Origin of the sequence: Psychrobacter sp. NPDC064578, from assembly GCF_044901245.1 — a bacterium.
In the GTDB taxonomy this organism is placed as follows: Bacteria; Pseudomonadota; Gammaproteobacteria; order Pseudomonadales; family Moraxellaceae; genus Psychrobacter; species Psychrobacter cibarius_C.
The window spans coordinates 1-18,553 of sequence record NZ_JBJDPI010000012.1; the positions used below are offsets into that span (position 1 = coordinate 1).

15 protein-coding genes and 1 rRNA gene are annotated in these 18,553 nt (G+C 42.5%); 11 read left to right on the top strand and 5 right to left on the bottom strand.

The features are described from left to right. From rrf to ACI2JM_RS12840, 6 genes are all read left to right on the top strand, one after another. Nucleotides 1-86, top strand: a 5S ribosomal RNA gene (rrf, locus tag ACI2JM_RS12815); the annotation flags it as partial. A gap of 370 nt (nucleotides 87-456) precedes the next feature. Further along, nucleotides 457-1,518 carry a TRAP transporter substrate-binding protein gene (locus ACI2JM_RS12820; protein ID WP_045455604.1) on the top strand — a complete coding sequence of 354 codons (1,062 nt, stop codon included), beginning with the start codon at nucleotides 457-459 and terminating at the stop codon, nucleotides 1,516-1,518. Between the two features lie 17 nt (nucleotides 1,519-1,535). Continuing rightward, nucleotides 1,536-2,063 (top strand): TRAP transporter small permease, encoded by a 528-nt coding sequence (locus ACI2JM_RS12825; protein WP_404644663.1) that lies wholly within the window; start codon nucleotides 1,536-1,538, stop codon nucleotides 2,061-2,063. Beyond that, the gene (locus ACI2JM_RS12830) at nucleotides 2,060-3,349 is read left to right on the top strand and encodes a TRAP transporter large permease (protein ID WP_404644665.1); all 1,290 of its coding nucleotides are present in this window, start codon (nucleotides 2,060-2,062) and stop codon (nucleotides 3,347-3,349) included. Before ACI2JM_RS12825 ends, ACI2JM_RS12830 begins: the two co-directional genes overlap by 4 nt. 332 nt (nucleotides 3,350-3,681) lie before the next feature. Further along, nucleotides 3,682-4,731, top strand: coding sequence for a 5'-nucleotidase (locus tag ACI2JM_RS12835; RefSeq protein ID WP_404644667.1), 1,050 nt, complete (start codon nucleotides 3,682-3,684; stop codon nucleotides 4,729-4,731). 52 nt (nucleotides 4,732-4,783) lie between these two features. Then, the gene (locus tag ACI2JM_RS12840) at nucleotides 4,784-5,389 is read left to right on the top strand and encodes a rhomboid family intramembrane serine protease (protein ID WP_404644669.1); all 606 of its coding nucleotides are present in this window, start codon (nucleotides 4,784-4,786) and stop codon (nucleotides 5,387-5,389) included. An 84-nt stretch (nucleotides 5,390-5,473) separates the two neighbouring features. Here the strand turns inward: ACI2JM_RS12840 and ACI2JM_RS12845 are convergent, their stop codons facing one another. The 3 genes from ACI2JM_RS12845 to ACI2JM_RS12855 form a co-directional block, all read right to left on the bottom strand. Then, nucleotides 5,474-6,019, bottom strand: coding sequence for a hypothetical protein (locus ACI2JM_RS12845; RefSeq protein WP_404644671.1), 546 nt, complete (start codon nucleotides 6,017-6,019; stop codon nucleotides 5,474-5,476). A gap of 358 nt (nucleotides 6,020-6,377) precedes the next feature. Then, nucleotides 6,378-8,246: a sodium:solute symporter family protein gene (locus tag ACI2JM_RS12850; RefSeq protein ID WP_055125849.1), complete on the bottom strand. Its 1,869-nt coding sequence runs from the start codon at nucleotides 8,244-8,246 to the stop codon at nucleotides 6,378-6,380. Nucleotides 8,247-8,250: 4 nt separating this feature from the next. Next, entirely contained in the window at nucleotides 8,251-8,511 is a 261-nt protein-coding gene (locus tag ACI2JM_RS12855; RefSeq protein WP_045448034.1) for a DUF4212 domain-containing protein, read from the bottom strand. Nucleotides 8,512-9,473: 962 nt separating this feature from the next. Between ACI2JM_RS12855 and ACI2JM_RS12860 the strand changes: the two genes are divergently transcribed. Next, nucleotides 9,474-10,970 carry a sodium:alanine symporter family protein gene (locus ACI2JM_RS12860; protein ID WP_045448031.1) on the top strand — a complete coding sequence of 499 codons (1,497 nt, stop codon included), beginning with the start codon at nucleotides 9,474-9,476 and terminating at the stop codon, nucleotides 10,968-10,970. A gap of 113 nt (nucleotides 10,971-11,083) precedes the next feature. Here ACI2JM_RS12860 and ACI2JM_RS12865 read toward each other — a convergent pair whose 3' ends face one another. Continuing rightward, on the bottom strand, nucleotides 11,084-12,721 hold the full coding sequence (locus tag ACI2JM_RS12865) for an electron transfer flavoprotein-ubiquinone oxidoreductase (protein ID WP_404644771.1): 1,638 nt from the start codon (nucleotides 12,719-12,721) through the stop codon (nucleotides 11,084-11,086). Between the two features lie 613 nt (nucleotides 12,722-13,334). Between ACI2JM_RS12865 and ACI2JM_RS12870 the strand changes: the two genes are divergently transcribed. The 4 genes from ACI2JM_RS12870 (at nucleotide 13,335) to ACI2JM_RS12885 (ending at nucleotide 16,916) form a co-directional block, all read left to right on the top strand. Next, nucleotides 13,335-14,030 carry a DUF1285 domain-containing protein gene (locus ACI2JM_RS12870; protein WP_201582118.1) on the top strand — a complete coding sequence of 232 codons (696 nt, stop codon included), beginning with the start codon at nucleotides 13,335-13,337 and terminating at the stop codon, nucleotides 14,028-14,030. Nucleotides 14,031-14,191: 161 nt separating this feature from the next. Then, entirely contained in the window at nucleotides 14,192-15,199 is a 1,008-nt protein-coding gene (murI, locus tag ACI2JM_RS12875; RefSeq protein WP_404644675.1) for a glutamate racemase, read from the top strand. Between the two features lie 165 nt (nucleotides 15,200-15,364). Next, nucleotides 15,365-16,363, top strand: a complete 999-nt coding sequence (locus ACI2JM_RS12880; RefSeq protein WP_404644677.1) for a DUF4062 domain-containing protein — start codon at nucleotides 15,365-15,367, stop codon at nucleotides 16,361-16,363. 253 nt (nucleotides 16,364-16,616) lie between these two features. Beyond that, on the top strand, nucleotides 16,617-16,916 hold the full coding sequence (locus ACI2JM_RS12885; protein ID WP_045455583.1) for a hypothetical protein: 300 nt from the start codon (nucleotides 16,617-16,619) through the stop codon (nucleotides 16,914-16,916). A gap of 105 nt (nucleotides 16,917-17,021) precedes the next feature. Here ACI2JM_RS12885 and ACI2JM_RS12890 read toward each other — a convergent pair whose 3' ends face one another. Beyond that, on the bottom strand, nucleotides 17,022-18,503 hold the full coding sequence (locus ACI2JM_RS12890; RefSeq protein WP_404644679.1) for a lytic murein transglycosylase: 1,482 nt from the start codon (nucleotides 18,501-18,503) through the stop codon (nucleotides 17,022-17,024). Between the last annotated feature and the right edge of the window lie 50 nt (nucleotides 18,504-18,553).

The window sequence follows — 18,553 nt, forward strand, 5'->3', positions numbered from 1 at the left end:
TGATCCCTTCCCGAACTCAGAAGTGAAACATCATTGCGCCAATGGTAGTGTGGGTTCGCCCATGTGAGAGTAGGTCATCGTCAGCTCTCTATTCTAAAGAAAAACCCCCTCCGCTTTCGCGGAAGGGGTTTTTCTTTGTTTGGGATTTGGGAGATTAAGTGTAAAATTATACTTAATCTAACTTACTTTTATAATTCACACTCTATAAGTGTATTTTCTATTTGAATTGACGATTTTTTTGTTTAATTGCTATGCAATTTTATGAATATATTTTCTAGTCCTGCCATCAAAATGATTTGACTTATATCATTATAGCTGCTAATTTTAAACTATATTTTTATTACAGGTATGTAAAAGATATATTTAAAACTTGTAAATTATTACATCTGGTATAGATTGGATTATTTACCAGTGATGTATTACTCCTATTTTCACAATTATCAAAAGGAATTGATAATGAAGCTAGCTCCTCTTTTTTCAATTGGTGCCTTAGCGGCTGTTAGTCTTTTAGGCTGCTCTAACCAATCTGCTAACACGACTGATGGCTCATCAGCAAACTCTCAAGAAACGACCGTTTTACGCTTCTCCCACTTTTGGCCAGCAACCTCTTCTATTAGCACAGAGGTTTTTGAACCTTGGGCCAAGCAAATAGAGACAGATTCTAATGGTCGCTTAAAAGTAGAGTTGTATCCTTCCGCGGGTCTTGCCAAAGCAGATGTTACGTACGAATCTGCTGCTAAAGGTACGATAGATATCGGCTCACAAGCACATGGTTATACCAGTGGACGTTTTCCTTTAACTCAAATCACTGAACTTCCTGGTTTATCAAACTCAGCGACTCAAATGGGTTGTATGCTTCAGACGCTTTATGAGGATGGTACGCTTGCTAGTGAGTATGAAGACTCACATCTACTATTTATGTATGGCGCTGGGCCTGGCTCACTGCATACTACGGATAAGTTGATTCGGACTCCTGAAGACATGAAAGGCATGCGCATCCGCCGCCCTTCTGCGGTCGCGGGTGACATTATCGAAAGTGCTGGGGCGTCACCAGTAGGATTGCCTGCTAATGATATGTATACCTCGCTACAGCGCGGCGTCGTCGATGGGTTGAGTTTTCCCTGGGAGGCCGTAACAGCGTTCAAAATTGACGAAATCACCAAATATCATACCAATATTCCTTTTTATAGTTCGGCGCTGATGGTCACTATGAATAAGGATAAATATAACAACTTACCTGATGATTTAAAGCAAGTGTTGGATAAAAACTCAGGAATGGCATTGGCTAATAAAGTTGGTGAAGTGTTTGATAAGCATGATCAAATGGCCATTCAAGCTGCTAAAGCTAAAGGCGATGAGATCGTTGAAATTCCCGATCCATTGAATGATCCTGATTGGAAAGGACCACTTGAAAAGGGTACTAAAAAATATCTAAGTGATGTCAATGCTTTGGGTTTAGATGCTGATAGTGTCTATGAGAAAGCAAAAGCTGCCAGTGCTGCTTGTAAAGTGGTATAACCCATTGGAGGTGTCACATGGCATTTTTAGTAAAAATCAGTATTCTAATCTCTAGATTATGCCAGTTTATCGGTGGTATCAGTCTTATTATTATTGTTCTCACAACGATGCTCGATGTGACTGCTCGTTACATTTTCAAGCTGACTGGTGGCGAGTTTGGCTTTACCGTTAAAGGCAGTGTAGAGATCGTCTCTTACTTCATGCTCTTTGCTTTACTTTCTGCCTTTGGCGCTTTCGTCGAACGCTCACAAATCATCGTTGATGTCTTTACCCAAAAAATGCCGCAAGCCATTAAAGGTTATATGATGGGCGTCTTTATGATGGGCTTTTTTATCATCGGTATCGTTTTTGCTTGGGGGCTTTATGAGAGTGCTGTTGATGCCATAGAATACGGCAAAGTCACTCAAGATCTTAGATTGTCAATGATGCCCATCTATGCATTTAGTGCATTTTTAAGTCTCTTACTTGCCATTCGCTCATTAATCGAATCCATCAATATCTTTAAAACGGGCGAGTTCTTTGACGCCGAGGAGACAGGCGCATGAGTCCAGAAATTATTGGAGCTATCGGCTTAATCGTCATGATACTGCTTGTTGTCCTACGAGTGCCAGTGGCGCTTGCCATGTTAGGTGTTGGATTGGTTGGTTTTGGCGCAGTGACGGCGCCCAGTGGCGCACTGCAAATGCTTAAAGATATTCCGGTAGATGTGTTAGCCAAATATGACTTTAGTGCGATTCCCTTATTTATTTTAATGGGCGTTTTTGCCACTCATTCAGGGATGGCAGGGAAGTTATTTGAAGCTACCCGAACTATTTTTGGTGGAGTGAGGGGCAGTTTGGGTATTGCTGGTATAGGATCGTCTGGTATTTTTGCTTCTATTTCAGGCTCATCCTTAGCCACAGCATCCACTATGACCAAGGTTGCGCTGCCACAAATGGAGAAGTATGGTTATCAACCAGGTTTTGCCTGTGGTATTTTAGCAGCGGGTGGCACGTTAGGTATTATGATTCCGCCTAGCATTGCGCTACTGGTCTATGCCATCTTAACCCAGCAGTCGGTCGGTGACATGTTCATCGCTGGTTTCTTGCCTGGGATTTTGGGCATGGTGATGTATTCAATCACTGTTATGATTATGGTACGCTGGAAGCCGAATTTAGCGCGTCGCGGTGAGCCTACTTCTTGGAAAGCCAAGCTGCTGTCGTTGACGGGACTCATACCATTTAGCTTTATTTTTATTGTGATTATCGCTGGTATTTTCTTTGGGTTATTTACTCCGACAGAAGGAGCAGCAGTCGGTGCGTTTGTTTCTTGGGCTTATGCTTTTGCCAAAGGCATGCGTATAAAAGGTCTAAAGCAATCTTTGATTGAAACGCTTGCATTATCAGCGGTGGTGTTCTTTATGCTGCTGGGTGCAGAAGCCTTGGGTTACTTTATCTCTGTTTCACGTTTGTCTTATACGTTAGCGACTTGGATTGGTACATTAGCAGTTAGCCCGATGATTGTACTGATCTGTATCTTAATCATGTACTTCCTGTTAGGGTTGTTCATGGATGCTTTGGCGATGCTGGTCATTACCATTCCAGTGGTATATCCAATCATTGTGGCGTTAGGGTTTGATCCCGTATGGTTTGGTATCATCGCTGTATTGACAGTAGAGCTTGGACTGATTACGCCGCCGATGGGGATGAATATCTTTGTGATTAAGGCAATGGCACCGCATATTAAGCTGTCTGATATGTTTCGCGGGGTCGCACCGTTCATTGTCTCTGATCTGATTCGACTGGTTATTTTGGTCGCCTTTCCAGCGATATCTTTAGTGCTGCTAACGTAAGCGCTATTGATAAAAGTAAGCTTAGAAAATCATAGCTTCGTCGTTCATCTACACTGTTCATCTGTATTGTTCATTAATAGGGCCATATTGTTTTCATAGCAATATGGCTTTTTTATGATAAAAAAAAGTTGACGTGATAATTCTATAGATAAACTATTACACATAAAGTCACATTATGAGACACTTTCTGAGCGGTCATTTAATTACTTAAAAGGTGGTTTTTATATTAAGTGACATCGTACGTGGATAACTTTTCTTATCATTCTAAGGGCTTGTGAATGTAGTAAACTGTTGGCATTTCCGAATAGATAACTTTATAAGTAGAGAAAATCATGGCAGTCGATTTTAGTAATACGCTCATCGTCGCGATTTCTGCAACGGCACTTTTTGATTTAACAGAATCAGAAAATTATTTGCTAGAGCTGCTAGAGCAGAGACCTGTAAGCGCCATAAAAGAGTTTCGAGACTATATGACCAAGCGTGAAAACGATGCTCTCAGTATAGGTGCTGGTTACCCATTAATTAAAGCTCTATTAAATCTGAATAATTATTGCAATGATGGCATGCAAGATTTAGAGATTGAGACACCTTTGGTGGAAGTGGTCATTGTCTCAAAAAGTAGTCCAGATACGGGCATTCAAGTCCTCAATGCAATTCTTGAACATGAGCTGACTATCTCGCGCTCGGCTTTTATTTCAGGCAGTCCTGTTGCTCCTTATATTAAAGACTTCAACGTCGATCTATTTTTGACGACCAATCGCGAAGATGCTCAGCAAGTGGCTGATGCCAATATCTGCGCTTGTGCGATACTCGACGCAACCCCTGTCAATACCTATGAGTTAGATACTGATCAGCTACGTATTGCTTTTGATGGTGATGCGGTGCTGTTTGATGATTCAGGTGAACTGCTGTACAAGCAAAAAGGACTGCGTGCTTTTCACGATCGCGAAATACAGATGCGTGATTTACCGATTGAAAAAGGCCCCTATGCTGAACTGTTGATTAAACTATCAAATTTACAGGAACGTCTACCCGCTGGTCTCAAGTATTCTCCAATAAAGATTGCATTGGTGACAGCTCGCAACGCACCTGCTGATCTGCGTGCGATTAAGACATTACGAGAGTGGGGCGTCAATGTTGATATGGCGTTTTTCTTAGGAGGTTTAGAAAAAACAGCTGTACTTAGAACGTTTGCACCTCATATCTTTTTTGATGATTCTATCAAACATATCGATGCCGCTCGTCGTTTTGTGCCCACCGCTTTAGTGCCTTATCACTCGACGTCGTTATTACATAGTGACAGTTATTTGATGACTGACAAAGAGGCTGCATTGTTAGATTTTACACCTGTAACACGCTCCACTGCTACGCTGAGCCATTAAAATATTGCTAAAAACATAGATTAAAACATGAATTAAAAGAATAGGGCATTATATGAATTGGCAGCAACTGCTTAACTTGATTATGATACGAATAAAGCAGGTTATAGGCTTATATGCTTTTGTATTAATACCGATGTGGGGCATGTTTTTTTTAAATGAAGTGGCATTATTTGGCATGTGGAATATCTTTGGGATTGTGCCTCGTGCCTTAGATGTGGGCAGCATGATTGGAGTATTTGCATCATGGACGATGCATGGCAATTTTTCACACTTGCTTGGTAACACTTTGACGTTATTACAAATTTTATTTTTGTTTGGATTGTTTGAGAAGAATGCTTATCGAACAGTGATTAAGCTCATTATCGCATCTGGATTGGTCACTTGGATCATTGGCTCGCCATTGTCAATTCATGTTGGCGCATCAGGGCTATGCTTCGCGATGCTCGGCTATATGATAGGCGGTGCTGTATTTGCACGGCGTTGGGTTTATTTGATAGCCTGTATTATCATGGGTACTGGCTATTGGTTGACTATCAAGCAAGGATTGATGCCGCAACAAGGTATCTCGTTTGCGGCGCACTTCGGTGGTCTATGCGCTGGATTGCTGTTAGGCGCTAATTCTAAGCATACTTATACGGCAACTTCTCAGCGCAAATGAATACACGATTATAATATAAGCCGTCTTAAATCCCTTAATAATCAGATGTTTTAGCAGGGTTTTATTTGCATATTTATGAGGAGGTTAGCTTTTATCAGTACAAATACTAATGAACAACGGATCATCTGTTGCCAACTCTCGCCATGCTGTTGTTTGCTTGACATGTTCATCAATCGTTAGCTTACTGTCTTTTTCGGGTATGACATAATCGGCACGCGCAGGAATACGACAGTCTATAACTTGTGGTACTTTCTGCACACTTCTGCGTCTTTCAAAAAGATATAAATTAACCAAATATATATCTGGATTGTCTACCTGCACGCTAGCGTTGGCGGTATCGGCAGCGATAAAACGTAATATTTGCGGTTTGATATAAGACCATGGGCGAAACCACTCGGTGCTTTTTGCTACTTTGACGACTTGCACGCCTGCTGGTAACTTGCTCACTTGCTGACCATACCAGTTATACTCTTGGTGTATTTGAAAGGCAAACATACCAATCGCAGCAAACAAAGGAATAAGCCACTTTGGTGCGCGTTTGCCAGCCAGTTTACTGAGGTGAGTTATAATGAGTGCCAGACCAGCCATGCCAAATGCGGCAGCAATGGTAGCGATAAACTCAAAAAGCATAAAATCTTCCTTAATGCGTTAAGCACTTTTAATTGAGCGCTTTTAACTAGGGCGTGTCCTCATTTTAAAAACGGTCATAAAAATGAGATAAATTGCCATCAAACAAGGAAAGTAGCGAAAATAATATCGAGATATTGATAAGCTATTGACGATGTTTGGCAAAATTTAGCCATTTTTAGCCCATTTAGAGGGTAATCGATCTAATTGAGGACACGCCCTAAGCATAGTTAATAAAGTATATTCAATAAAGCAAAAATCTAGCATTTTTTATAATAAATAAGAGATAAAAAATCACTCACAAGCAGCTACTGCCTGTGAGTGATATATAGTAACTGAAAATATATTCTCATTTATACACTTAGTGGTCGACTGCACCGCCTGCGCCACGTGGAGAGCGGACACTTTCAACCAACTCTTGAATGTGTAATGGTGGGGGAGCAGTAGCATAAGAGACAGCAAACGCTACGATAAAGTTAAGCAATGCCCCAATCGCACCAAATGATAGTGGTGAGATACCAAACAACCAATACTCTGCCGTATCAGGGAAGTTCGCTGTACCGCTAATGAAGAACCAACCTTTAAAGACAAAGATATAAACAAGGATACTAATCAGACCTGTTAGCATACCAGCGATGGCACCAACATTATTGATCCGTTTAGAGAAAATACCCATCATCAGTGCCGGGAAGAGCGATGCACCAGCGATACCGAATGCTAATGCGACTACCTGTGCGGCAAACCCTGGTGGATTTATTCCTAACCAAGTAGCAACTACAATCGCAACACCCATCGTAATACGTGCAACTCTCAATTCGCCTTTATCAGTAATATTTGGATTAAGATTTCGTTTAATCAAGTCATGACTGATCGCTGACGAAATAGCGAGTAGTAGGCCTGCTGCTGTTGAGAGCGCTGCTGCCAAACCACCTGCGGCGATAAGACCAATAACCCATGGTGGAAGATTCGCAATCTCTGGGTTAGCCAATACTAAGATATCGGCATTGACATCAAGCTCATTGCCCTTCCAGCCTGCTGCGGTGAAGCGTCCATCAAGTTCTAGATCCTGTGCGACACGCGCAGTTTCTACGGCTGCAGTGGCAGCGGCTACATCGCCACCATCCGCTTGTGCAGCACTCAAGGCAAGCTCAGCGGCACCAAGCCCACTGTCGTTGTACATTTGGATACGACCATCATTATTAAGATCATTATACTTAATAAGACCGGTATCTTCCCATGTCTTCATCCAGTCTGGACGTTGATCATAGTTTATAGGTGCTTCTGCCACCCCTTGTGGATAAATCGTATCAATCAGGTTTAAACGTGCCATTGCACCTACTGCAGGCGCAGTGAAGTATAATAGCGAGATAAATACTAACGTCCAACCAGCTGTCCAACGCGCATCAGCAACTTTAGGTACGGTGAAGAAACGGATGATAACGTGTGGTAGGCCTGCTGTACCGATCATGAGTGATAAGGTAAATAGCACCATGTTTAGTTTGTTAGGGACATCAGCAGTATAAGCCGTGAAACCCAAATCAGTAACCACCTGATCTAGCTTGGTTAAGATAGGAACGCCTGCTTCCACATGGTTTGAAAACAAGCCCAAACCTGGAATTGGATTGCCTGTTAATTCAAGTGAGATGAAAACAGCAGGAATGGTATATGCAATCATTAGAACGACATACTGCGCTACCTGCGTATAAGTAATCCCTTTCATACCACCAAGTACAGCATAGAAGAAGACAACAACCGCAGCAATCAGTAGACCAGTAGTGTTTTCAACTTCCAAGAAGCGTGAGAAAGCGACACCGGCACCTGTCATCTGACCGATAACGTATGTGGTTGAGGCGATAATCAAACAAATTACGGCAATCATTGCTGCCGTTTTTGAATAAAAACGGTCACCGATGAAGTCAGGTACCGTAAACTTACCAAATTTACGTAAATAAGGCGCTAGGAGCATTGCCAGTAGTACATAACCACCTGTCCAACCCATCAAATAAGTTGATGCGCCATAACCGCCAGCGGCAAGAATACCTGCCATCGAAATAAATGACGCAGCACTCATCCAGTCAGCAGCCGTTGCCATACCGTTGACGACAGGGTGAACACCGCCGCCTGCTACGTAGAATTCACTCGTTGTGCCAGCACGTGCCCAAATTGCAATACCGAAGTATAGAGCGAAAGATAGACCTACAAAAATAATATTAATCGTAAATTGACTCATGGGGCTATTCCTCGTCTACGCCGTATTGTTTATCTAACTTATTCATACGCCAAGCGTAGAAGAAAATTAAAACGATAAATACCCCAATGGATCCTTGCTGAGCAAACCAAAAGCCCAAGTCGGTACCACCGATTTTAATACCTGCTAAGAGAGGACGTAACAAAATCCCAAACCCGTATGAGCATAGCGCCCAAATAAATAGGCTACCTAAAATGAGACGGACATTGGCACGCCAATAACCGGATGGATCGTTGTGGTTTTCCATAGGACAACTCCTTTTGCCTAACATAAAAACAAGATTACTGATCTGAGCCTGACAAGTTATTTTGCTTTAGCATGTATCACATGATGGAAGACAGTTCGATACGTTGTCTATAAACGGATCCTAAAATCAGTTTATAGGCTGATAAAGCAGAATGACCAACCAGTAATAAGTAACCCGATATTATCGAAAAAAAAGCAGATTTCTATCAATCAAAGCACTACGAAAAATACTTTTCTGTGGTTCGATTTTGCTAAAGATTACATTGTAAAATATGGCTGTGGGTCGACTATAACCTAAACATCTAACAAGATTTATGGGCTATAGAATGACTGGATTTATAGTATATAGAGATGAGGATTTATGGAGGAAGGTCGTTATTGGTTGACAGTCCTCTGTCTTATTATGCTCATCATCCCTGATGATATTGTCTTAATATTTCAACTTATTATTCATGCCAATAAGTATTGCAAGAAATATTTATGAACTTATTGGGAATATATACAATATTGACTTAATTAACAATAAATAAATTTTATTTACTTTATGTAACTAAATGTTTGCTTTGTGGAAACCCTGGTCAACTTATGTTAGAAAGAGTAGCTAAAAAAACTGGCGTTGCTCAGGTGCTGTGCTAAAACCTTATTTATACTAAGGATGTAATTTTATAGAGGTGTTAGAGCATTATTAGTAATAAAAGTCATTCATTCTGTAAATACAGACGTTACCTTACAAAAGTTTATATTTATTTAATTTTTATAATATAGGTTTGAAATAGTTAAATAATCTCTAGTCAGTTAAAATGTAGCGACAGGATGTTAGTGATTTACTTTGCCAGTATATTGAGCAGATGTTTACTGTTTCATAAGTAGGCAGAGAGATTAGTAAGCATTTTTAAATATCATTAACCACATCAATCCATAAAATATACTAGCAGTATAAAATGTAAGTGAGAGGATAGCAGTATGGGTGAAGGGATAGCAGGTTGGTTTAATAGCATCGTCAATTATGGTGTAAGCATTATTTGGGGCAACAATGATTGGTTGATTGCGAGTAACCCTTGGTATGGATTACTGATGTTCGTACTGATTGGTGCGGGTTTGTATTTTACCATTGCCACACGTTTTATTCAGTTTCGCCACTTTGGGCATATGTGGCAGCTATTGCGCGTGTCCAATCAAGGGCGTAAAGATGGCGGTATCAGCTCATTTGAGGCGCTGATGACCTCATTAGCGGCGCGGGTCGGTACGGGTAACTTGGCAGGGGTCGCAATCGCGATTTACCTTGGCGGTCCGGGTGCAGTGTTTTGGATGTGGATGACTGCGATCGTCGGTATGTCGACCAGTTTTATCGAATCAACATTAGCACAAGCCTATAAAGTGCCGCACAATGACAATGTTTACCGCGGTGGACCGGCTTATTATATCGAAAAAGGTCTCGGTCAGCGCTGGCTAGCGATATTTTTCTCATTATGCTTATTAGTAGCATTCGGTTTAGCCTTTAATGGCGTGCAGTCAAATACCATCGCACAAGCGACCAACGAAGCATTTGGTGTTCCAACGTGGATGACAGGTTTGGTATTGGTCGTATTAGTTGCGCCAGTGGTATTCGGTGGTTTGCGCTCGGTTGCTCGTATCGCGGGTAAAATCGTACCCGTGATGGCGATTCTCTATATCCTATTAGCCTTGTTCATTATCGTGACGAATTTTAGTCAATTCCCAGCGGCGATTGTGTTAATTGTTAAATCAGCATTTGGTTTTGAGCAAGCAGCAGGCGGGGTGATTGGTTATGGTATTGCTCAGGCAATGATTAACGGTATCAAGCGTGGTCTGTTTTCAAATGAGGCGGGTATGGGTTCAGCGCCTAATGCGGCGGCAACGGCGAAGAGTCATCCCGATCATCCAGCGGTGCAAGGATTTATGCAAATGCTGGGTGTATTTATGGATACGCTTGTCATTTGTACGGCAACGGCGTCGATTATTATTTTGTCCGGTGTGGTCGATCCTAGTGTTGAGCAAGAAGGTATTCAGCTGACTCAGTTGGCACTGTCGCAGTATGTGGGTGATATGGGCGTGATTTTCGTTGCGATTGCTATTTTCTTCTTCTCTTTCACCTCTATCATTGCCAATTATAGCTATGGTGAGTCAAATCTTGAATTCATCTCTGGTGCCAAAAATGCTAAAGTCATGATCATGATATTCCGCTTTATGGTACTTGGCATGGTATTTGTGGGTGCTATTGCCAGTCTTCCTGCCATATGGAACTTCGCTGACTTATCAATGGGTCTAATGGCACTCGTTAACTTAGTGGCTATTTTAATCTTGTCACCCGTAGCACTGCGCATATTGCGTGATTACGAGCGTCAGATTAAAGAAGGTAAAACTGGCGATCAAATCAAGTTTAATCCTGATGACTTTGTAAAGCTTAAAGACGAAGCCAATCGTGATGCATGGACAGATTAATCTCACCTGATTAAAGATAAACTTGTCTCATGTGTCGAAGTTAAAAAAACCGCCCTTATGAATTCATAAGGGCGATTTTTAGTATCAGCGATTAATCCTAATATTGTTTATATTTACATATTAGGATAGTTAGGGCCACCGCCACCTTCTGGCGTTACCCAAGTGATATTCTGCGAAGGATCTTTGATATCACAAGTTTTACAATGCACACAGTTTTGCGCATTGATCACAAACTTAGCTCCTTCCGCATCTTTTACTATTTCATATACACCAGCTGGGCAGTATAAACGAGCAGGCTCAGCATATAGCGGTAAGTTAATTGAAACAGGTACCGTTGGATCAGTCAGTCTCAAATGTACCGGCTGGTCTTCTGCATGGTTAGTATTAGAGATAAATACCGATGACAGCTTGTCAAATACCAGTTTGCCATCAGGCTTGAGGTAGGTTGGCTGAAAAGCATGATTGGCACGCTCTAACTGATCATAATCTGGCAAGCTGTCATGTAAGGTAAGCGGCATTTTACCTTTTAATAAGTTGTGCTCGATAAAGGTAAAAGCACCGCCCATAAACAGACCCATGCGATGTATTGCAGGCGAGAAGTTGCGCGATTCATAGTTGTCTTGATACAACCACGACTCTTTATACATGGTGGTATAGGCAACCACTTCATCATGCTGACGCTCGGCTTGTAGTGCCTCAAAGATGGCTTCGGCGGCTAGCATGCCTGACTTCATCGATGTGTGTGTGCCTTTGATTTTAGCAGGGTTCAAGAATCCAGCATCATCACCGACCAATACACCACCTGGGAAAGTGAATTTCGGTAGAGAGTTTAAGCCACCTTTGGTTAAAGCACGTGCGCCATAAGAGATACGCTTGCCGCCTTCCAATACGTTTTTGATGACGGGATGGGTTTTTAGGCGCTGCATCTCATCGAATGGCGACATGTATGGGTTGTGGTAAGACAAGTCAGCGACAAGACCAAAGCTTACTTGGTTGTTTTCATCGAAGTATAACCACCAGCCACCAGTAGATCCTGTTTCGGTCAATGGCCAGCCAAGACCGTGCATGACCACGCCTTGCTCGTGTTTCTCAGGGGCTACGTCCCACAGCTCTTTTAGACCGATACCATAATGCTGAGGATCTGAGTCTTTATCAAGATCAAAACGGCTGATTAAGCGCTTACCTAAATGACCACGGCTGCCTTCGGCAAAAATAGTGTATTTAGCAAGTAGCTCATAACCTGGCTCAAAGCTAGGCTTGGCTTCGCCATTGGCAGCCACGCCCATATCGCCCGTCAAGACACCACGTACAGAACCGTCATCGTTATATAAAATATCATCTGCAGGGAAGCCTGGGAACATCATGACTTCAAGTTCTTCAGCTTGTACCGCCAACCAGCGCACCACATTGCCCAATGAGACAATATAGTTGCCATTGTTGTGCATCGGTCCTGGAATCAACGAGTCAGGTACTTTAGTAGAGCGCGTGGCTGAGTTTAGATAATAAAAGCGATCTTCGGTCGCTGGCACATTAAGCGGCGCGCCTTTTTCTTTCCAGTCTGGTATCAGCTCGTTCAAAGCGCGTGGTTCGATGACAGCACCTGATAAGGTATGCGCACCAAACTCAGAACCTTTTTCGACCACACAAACCATAAACTCATCATTACCAGCAGCGATAGCGAGCTGACGCAGGCGGATAGCAGCAGATAGCCCAGCAGGTCCACCACCAACGATGATAACGTCAAATTCCATGGATTCACGTTCAATCTCAGGCTCTGCCGCGACAGCTTCTACTACTGGCTCTGGCGCTTTGTCGATAGCGACTGTTTCAGCTGGCGCTTCTTGGGTCACAACGGCTGACTCTGCTTTATCTAGATTTGCCGTCTCTGTCGCTACTGATGGGTCAGTATTCACAGTGTCACTATCAATGACTGGCTTTTGATTGTCTTGCTCTTGCATACCTACTCCTAAACTTTTAGTGGCTTATCTCAGGGCATCATTAGCTTAACCATTGAATAATAGACTTGCGGCGCTAACATTACTCAGACATATGGCTGCCCGATAAAAACTGTCTTTGCGACATCAATTGACCATGTTACTGTCGAGATCCATGTATTTAAGGATATCAACACATCACGTAAAATGTGTCATTAACACAACACCCACTTGACCATTTCAATAAAAAATCGTTACTCATTATAAAAGAAAAGTCCTACAAACACGATACGCATTTATGAGTATCGATGTTAAGGTAAGATTGAACTAATGAGGGTGCTAAGATGATATGTTTTCATCATACCCGAAACTAAAATTTATAGTAATAATAGATTTGCCAAACTTTGAATGCTAAGTAAAGGATTACACGATGAATAACAATAATGAAGACATAATTCAAAACGATGAATCGGCAGCTAAACCGCCAAAAGACGTGCCATCTGAGCTAAGTAATATGGATTCTCTCAGTCAGTATCTAAAGTCTACTGTAGGCAAACGTGAAGGACGTGCCATCCCACCATTGGATAAATGGCACCCAAAAGATGTGGCCGATATGGATCTGGTCATAAAGGCAAATGGCGAGTGGTGGCATGAAGGAGGGCAAATGACCAGAGAGTCATTGGTGAGCTTATTTGCGACTATTTTATGGAAAGAAGATAATAATGGTGTCATTGAATATTTTTTAAAGACGCCAGTACAGAAAATCCGTATCCAAGTTGAAGATGCCCCTTTATTAATCAATGACGTCGGTATCGTCAACGAAGGCAATAACCGTTGGCTAGAATTTACCACGACGACTGGCGATGTGGTGCGTTTAGATGATGAGCACACCATCACATTAAAAGCGTATAATCCTACAGACAATGATACGATTGATCAGCAGGCAGCAATGGATATGCAGGTACGTCCTTATATGCCCGTTAGAAATGGTTTGGACGCACTTATTGGGCGTAATACTTTTTATCACTTGACCGAAATTGGCGAATTGACAGAGCAAAATGGTGAGACGATACTGACGTTACAAAGTGGCGGAAAATCCTATGAGCTGTCGATGCCAGCCAGTTAACGCAAGGGCTCAAAGCTATGTATCTGTCAAATGATTTACTGCTTAGATAGCGATAAATCACCAGATAATTACTGTATTATGCCAAACAGCAAACAGCAAACAGCAAACAGCAAACAGCATAAAGATGACGATATGTATATAAAAATGGCAGTAGAGTAGTGATGGATATTACTACAGGTAATAGCTTAAATAGGGTGAAAATGCGCTCAGATAGCTTTGATGGTAAACATGTTGAGCATGTCGAGAGTGCAACTAATGCTAAAGCTGACATCCATAAAACGAATATTGGCACAGTTATAAATAATAAAAAGCGCAATGCGCCAATCGGATTGTTTGACTCTGGTGTAGGTGGACTGTCAGTTTATCTACATTTGGCACAGCAGTTGCCTGCTGAGCGTTATGTCTATTATGCAGACACCTTAAATGTGCCTTATGGTAATCGTGATAGCGCCGATATTGAATCGTTGACTTTAACAGCCGTTGATTGGTTGTATGAGCAGGGCTGCAAGCTCATTGTTATTGCTTGTAATAGCGCCTCAGCCTATGCTTTGGAAACAGCCAGACGGCGTTATCCGCAGCTGCCTATCGTCGGATTAGTCCCGGCGCTAAAGCCCGCCATATCGGCGAGCAAAACTGGTCGCGTGGTCGTTTTAGCGACTAAGGCTACCTTGAATGGCACATTGCTTAATGAGGTCATCGATCACTTTGCTAAACCCAACAATACGGTAGTGACCAAATATTTTGATCCGCAATTGGTACCTTGGGTAGAGGCGGGAATGCCAGAGCAGGATGATACTGCTTTAAGATTACGCCAGCAGCTCACATTATTTGCTCATGATGGCGTTGATCAATTGGTACTAGGCTGTACGCACTATCCATTTTTCAAAACGTTTTTGTTAGATGAGATTGCTCAGCAGCAATTGGCGATGCAGGTCGTTGATTCTGGACAAGCCATTGCTGAGCGAGTTAAGCAGCTATTGGCTGCAAACCAGCTGTCTGCATTGGTTGACAATACCCCAGATGATCATTGTTTAGAAACAACTGACAAAACAAAAGTTGTCATTCGACCGCCATTAACTTTCCATGCTACCAAATATAGTGATAGACTAGGCGCCTTGATTGAGCGCTTACTTGGTAAAGAGACCGTATTGCAATACTATCCTGAGTAATTGCTAGCAAAGCTATTTACGCCAATCCCTTGCCTGTAGTATTGATTTAGTTAAAATAAATTGAGTGTATTTCTGCAAGAGTATGCTCGGCTGTGCAGAACAAAATATTTGTGCTCTATTTTACATCATATTATTTTATGTCACGACCTAAGCTTAGAGGTGATTGTGCCAAACCGTCGCTATCATATTCATATCATATGCGCTGACAATGATCAATTGTTGGTCTTGGACAGCTTGGCGATATTTTTCCAGTCGCGAGCCTTCTTGACCTATGATGTGTCGAGCCAATTGCCAAAAGCCTCGCTATATGGTCGACAATGTATCGACTCCTGCGATTATGCACTGATGCTCATAGGGGATAGTTATGGCACCGTGCAAAGGAATGGCGTTAGCCAAATGCATTTGAGCTATTTGAATGCCAAAGCCAAGCTCAAACCGTTATTAATCTTAATCAAAAATCATCATCCAGATGCGAGTATCAGTCGTCAACTGCAAGAATTTATTAAGTCGGTAACTCGGCAGGACAATACGATATATTATTATGATACAGAAACGGATATTGAGCCATTACTTGTACAAGCTTACTATAACGCAGTGACCAATCATCAGGTCGTTGGTGGATGGCTGAGAGCTAATGAAGAGATGATCAAATTTAGCAAACAAACAGTAGCGGAACGGTTTGCAGATTTATTGTCTACTGACAAAACGCTAAAGGAAAATAGCCCACCTGCTGATGAATTCGTCTCTGATGATGTGAGTAAGCCAATTGTATTGTTAGAAGCTTTTGATATTCAATATAGTGCTCAAGCTTATGCAGGTGGCAACCTGACCGATGTTACCAGACCCATGACCTTAACATGGCAAGAGATATTGATCGCCTTGATGAAAATACCAGCGACCTTTTCGAGCTATGGCTTGCAAAATGCTATGAACCGCTTGATAGCGTCAAAAGCTGAGCAAGACATCAAAAAAGAGATGCCGAATGTCCATGCGGTCTCGCGCTGCCAAATTTCTCAAGATGATTTGAACCAGCTACAACGTCAGCTAGTGGGTGCAAACTGGATACAGCTCACAACCTATGGCACTCGCGTCTCGCAAGAACTTTGGAAGTTGACCTTTCATGCAAAAAATCTCTTGAACGAAGTCCATCATAACTCCCAATGATTCGCACTCTGCACTAATAATATTCCTGCCTTCCTTATTTCAAAATAGTCATAGCCTATCTGCTGTAAAGAGTACACGTGTGGCTGTGACTACGTTTTGTAATACAAAGCATACGCGTCAACGGTTGTGAATCCATTTAAGACTGGTAATATTGAGACTAATCAGAGACTAATCAGAGACTAATCAGAGACTGATAATAAATATATTGTATACATATAAATCGCATAATAATACTGACTAAGGAGAGCACCTGATGAGTAACGCTAAAAACGATGCATTAAAAAAAGAGCTTGATGGCTTAGAAGAATCTATGCATGCTGCCGAGCAGTTTCATACCTTAGAAGAGCAAGTAGCGGACATGAAACGCCGCGGTATCGACCCTAGCCAAGCTTACAAAGACTTAGACAGAAAAGAAGAAGACGCTGATTGGGGCGATGCCACGTGGAAAGAAAATGGCAAGTGGGAGCCAAAAACGCCTGCTGATCTAGATGAAAAAGCACGTGAGAACTGGGATGGTGACAATGGTAAACCGAACCCACCACCGATCGTTTAAGTTAAAAATTGACTAAAAACTAAAGAATGAACCCCATGGAAAAGCCACGTTATTATTAACGTGGCTTTTTTTATGTGCTTTAACCTAAGATACATCCGCGGAATACTAAGAACCTTCGTCAACACGAACGAGCTTCACCACACCGTCGCTACCGATGACACGGCGATAGCGTGTGTTACCAGAGTTAGGTGATTGCGCAGAAGGCTGCGTCGAGTAAGTATTAGGAGTACTCGTTTGCTGCTGAATCAGCTGTCCCATACGATCAGCAGAGGCAGGGTTTAAAGGCTGGCTATTCGGTGGCTGCCCGTATTGATTGCTGTATTGCGTGCTTTTAGGGGCTGTATTTCCAGCATCTCCAATGATTGCGCGGTAGAATTTTTGTCCTGCGCGGCCATCCGCTGGCAAGATACCACGACTAGATTGGTATTGCTGAATCGCGATACGGGTGTTATCGCCAATAATGCCATCAACACCACCAATATCGTAACCCGCATTCAATAACGCCTGCTGGATATCTTTGGCTTGCTGGCGACTGATACCAGGGTCATCGGTAGGCCATGCCGTGACAAAGTCAGTTTTGCTGCTGTCCTCTTTGGTGATTAAGTCTGATAAATGGGCGATTGCCAATGCATAATTTTCTGACGCATTATAAGAGTAAAACGTATCAAAGTTTTTACCGACTAAGAAAGCAGGACCATCTTTGCCAGCGGGTAATAATAGACCAGCACTACTCAAATCGTTTGGCAATGGACTGCCATTGGCGAGCGTGATACCTTGATTGCGCCAGTGGCTGATAGACTTCTTGTTTTTACGGTCAGACGCTGCCCAAAATCCACTGGGTAGCTTGACTTCGTAACCCCAAGGCTCGCCCGTGCGATAGCCTCGCTTATCTAAGAAGTTGGCGGTAGAGGCTAGCGCGTCAGGCACACTATTGACCAAATCACGGCGACCATCGCCATCAAAATCGACTGCCAGCTCTAAAAAGGTACTTGGCATAAATTGCGTTTGACCAAAAGCGCCTGCCCATGAGCCGGTCATATCACTTGGCGCGATATCACCGTTTTGGACGATTTTTAGTGCATTGGCGTATTCGCCTTGGAAATAGCTTTGACGGCGATCAAAACAAGACAGCGTCGCTAGAGACTCAAACAAAGGTTTTTTGCCCAATGTCTGCCCAAAGTTTGACTCAACGCCCCATACACCTAGTACGTGCTCGGCTTTGACGCCATAGCGTGATTCAATCTGACGTAGCGTATCCGCCCATTGACGCTTGGCGCGGATGCCATCTTCTACACGCTCTTTATCGACCAGTGAAGATAAATAGTCCCAAACGTCTTTTTGAAATTCTGGCTGATAATTCAATGACTGAATCACGCTAGGATCAGGCTGGCTAGGGCGATAGTTATTAAAAGTAGAGCTATCAACCCCTCGAAATTTGCTAGAGTTTTTCAAACCGTCTAAGCATTGTTGAAACTCGGCATTAGATAAGTTTGGTGCTGGTGGTTTGGCTGCTTGAGCAGTGCTAGCAAAACTCAGCCCAACAGCAAGGCTAAGTAATGATAAAGTAGAAACTGGAGTCAAACGCATGAAAATATCCTATAAACGTTGAAATAGTTATTAAAAGAGAAAGCAAAGCT

What these genes read in the sequence shown, in the direction of transcription:
- ACI2JM_RS12850 (WP_055125849.1), bottom strand. Translation starts at nt 8,246, where the DNA reads ATGAGTCAATTTACGATTAATATTATTTTTGTAGGTCTATCTTTCGCT.
- ACI2JM_RS12870 (WP_201582118.1), top strand. Translation starts at nt 13,335, where the DNA reads ATGAATAACAATAATGAAGACATAATTCAAAACGATGAATCGGCAGCT.
- murI (WP_404644675.1), top strand. Translation starts at nt 14,192, where the DNA reads ATGGATATTACTACAGGTAATAGCTTAAATAGGGTGAAAATGCGCTCA.
- ACI2JM_RS12825 (WP_404644663.1), top strand. Translation starts at nt 1,536, where the DNA reads ATGGCATTTTTAGTAAAAATCAGTATTCTAATCTCTAGATTATGCCAG.
- ACI2JM_RS12855 (WP_045448034.1), bottom strand. Translation starts at nt 8,511, where the DNA reads ATGGAAAACCACAACGATCCATCCGGTTATTGGCGTGCCAATGTCCGT.
- ACI2JM_RS12830 (WP_404644665.1), top strand. Translation starts at nt 2,060, where the DNA reads ATGAGTCCAGAAATTATTGGAGCTATCGGCTTAATCGTCATGATACTG.
- ACI2JM_RS12845 (WP_404644671.1), bottom strand. Translation starts at nt 6,019, where the DNA reads ATGCTTTTTGAGTTTATCGCTACCATTGCTGCCGCATTTGGCATGGCT.
- ACI2JM_RS12860 (WP_045448031.1), top strand. Translation starts at nt 9,474, where the DNA reads ATGGGTGAAGGGATAGCAGGTTGGTTTAATAGCATCGTCAATTATGGT.
- ACI2JM_RS12890 (WP_404644679.1), bottom strand. Translation starts at nt 18,503, where the DNA reads ATGCGTTTGACTCCAGTTTCTACTTTATCATTACTTAGCCTTGCTGTT.
- ACI2JM_RS12820 (WP_045455604.1), top strand. Translation starts at nt 457, where the DNA reads ATGAAGCTAGCTCCTCTTTTTTCAATTGGTGCCTTAGCGGCTGTTAGT.
- ACI2JM_RS12835 (WP_404644667.1), top strand. Translation starts at nt 3,682, where the DNA reads ATGGCAGTCGATTTTAGTAATACGCTCATCGTCGCGATTTCTGCAACG.
- ACI2JM_RS12885 (WP_045455583.1), top strand. Translation starts at nt 16,617, where the DNA reads ATGAGTAACGCTAAAAACGATGCATTAAAAAAAGAGCTTGATGGCTTA.
- ACI2JM_RS12865 (WP_404644771.1), bottom strand. Translation starts at nt 12,721, where the DNA reads ATGGAATTTGACGTTATCATCGTTGGTGGTGGACCTGCTGGGCTATCT.
- ACI2JM_RS12840 (WP_404644669.1), top strand. Translation starts at nt 4,784, where the DNA reads ATGAATTGGCAGCAACTGCTTAACTTGATTATGATACGAATAAAGCAG.